This window comes from Sporomusa sp. (assembly GCF_057736855.1).
In genome coordinates, this window is record NZ_JBYKYF010000433.1 from 1 (window position 1) to 1,984 (window position 1,984).

Genomic DNA, 1,984 nt, shown 5'->3' on the forward strand with positions numbered 1-1,984 from the left:
AAACCAACAACCGACCTTAACCATTGGTAAGCATAATTCACACAACACATTCAGTCTTGCAACCGCCCGCGAAACAGCAATATCATATTGTTCACGATGTTGCTTATTTTTTCCGGCTTCTTCTGCCCGGGCATGAACAAATTCAACTTTTTCCAACCCTAAGGTATTGGCAAGTTCCCGCAAAAAGTTGAGTCGCTTATTCAGCGAATCCATTAATGTTAGCTGCATATCTGGATTATATATTTTAAGGGGAACACCAGGGAATCCAGCACCTGTACCAACATCAACCACCCTGGTACCAGAAAAAAAGATATCCGCCCGGTAGCAGGATAATGAATCAACCATATGTTTAACAGCCACTTCATAAGGATCGGTAATGGCTGTAAGATTCATTTTTTCATTCCATTCTAACAAAAGCTGATAGTAGGTATCCATGGCTGCTATTTGCTCAATTGTCAATTGCATTCCATAATCAGCAGCAGCTTTAGCCATTATTTCCCTAAACTTAACCATAATCGTCTCCTTCCTATATCTGACGACCTCGCCGCTGCTCCAAATACACCATTAAAATGGAGATATCTGCCGGCGAAACACCTGAAATACGAGCTGCCTGACCAATCGACAAGGGCCGAATTTTATTAAGCTTTTGACGGGCCTCAAGAGACAAACCACTAATCTGACTATAATCGATATCCTCTGGTAGTTGTTTAGCTTCCAGCTTGGCTGAGCGCTCTACCTGCTCTATTTGTTTTTGAATATATCCCTCATACTTTGCAGCAATTTCAACTTGTTCCCGTACCAAAGGCGGTATGTCCGGTAAGTCAAAATACTGCTTCATGGCTTCATAAGTCACTTCTGTACGCCTTAGTAAATCATATAAGGTAATCCCTGTCCTAAGTTCTGCGGTACCAAGTGCCGCCATTTTCGCCTGAGTCTCCGGAATAGGAGTAATTTGCCTGCTTTTTAATAGGTCTAATGTAGCCTGAATAGCTTCTTTTTTAGCTATAAAGCTCTCATACCGTTCCTTGGTCACAAGACCGAGAGCCCAGCCTTTTTCTGTCAAACGGAGGTCCGCATTGTCTTGCCGCAAAATCAAACGATATTCTGCTCGCGATGTCATCATTCTATAAGGCTCAGTTGTTCCTTTGGTTACCAGATCATCAATCAGCACACCGATATAAGCTTCTGATCGTGACAAAATAAAGGGCGGCTTTCCCTGTACAAGTAACGCAGCATTAATACCCGCCATCAACCCTTGAGCAGCTGCTTCTTCATAGCCGGAAGTACCATTGGCTTGTCCTGCCGAAAATAATCCTCTGATCTTTTTGGTTTCCAAAGTTGGTTTAAGTTCTGTCGGATCGATACAATCATACTCAATGGCATATCCTGGACGCATAATTTCAGCTTGCTCTAGGCCAGGAATGGTTCGTAAAAAAGCCAACTGTACATCTACAGGCAGACTTGTTGACATACCTTGAATATACATTTCCGTGGTATTAGCACCTTCTGGTTCAACAAATACTTGATGGGCTAGTTTATCAGCAAAACGGACTACTTTATCTTCAATCGAAGGACAATAACGCGGTCCAGTTCCCTCAATCATCCCAGTATACATAGGCGCACGATGCAAGTTGTTCCTGATAATCTCATGGGTTCGTTCATTGGTATATGTCAGCCAGCAGGGAATTTGCTCCCGTGTAGTGATATCGCTCATAAAAGAAAAATTATGGGGTACATCATCACCGGGTTGAATGGTCATTTTACTGGTATCAATGGTTCGGGAATCTACTCGCGCCGGTGTGCCGGTTTTAAACCGCATAAGTGTAATATCTAAACGCTTTAGCGCTTCAGACAATTTTTGCGCAGCTCGTTGTCCTGCCGGCCCACCTGGGTAACTTATTTCACCAATAATAATTTTACCGCGCAAATAGGTTCCTGTAGCAATCACAACACATTTTGCTGTATAGATTTCCCCTAGCTCAGT

Annotated in this window: 2 protein-coding genes; both read right to left on the reverse strand. The window is 43.0% G+C overall.

Going from position 1 to position 1,984, the window contains the following annotated elements:
* On the reverse strand, positions 1 to 513 hold a 513-nt coding region (gene rsmG / locus AC29Z1_RS17280; RefSeq protein WP_488272686.1), incomplete at its 3' end, for a 16S rRNA (guanine(527)-N(7))-methyltransferase RsmG.
* Positions 514 to 526: 13 nt separating this feature from the next.
* A partial coding sequence (gene mnmG, locus AC29Z1_RS17285; protein ID WP_488272687.1) for a tRNA uridine-5-carboxymethylaminomethyl(34) synthesis enzyme MnmG occupies positions 527 to 1,984 on the reverse strand: 1,458 nt, incomplete at its 5' end.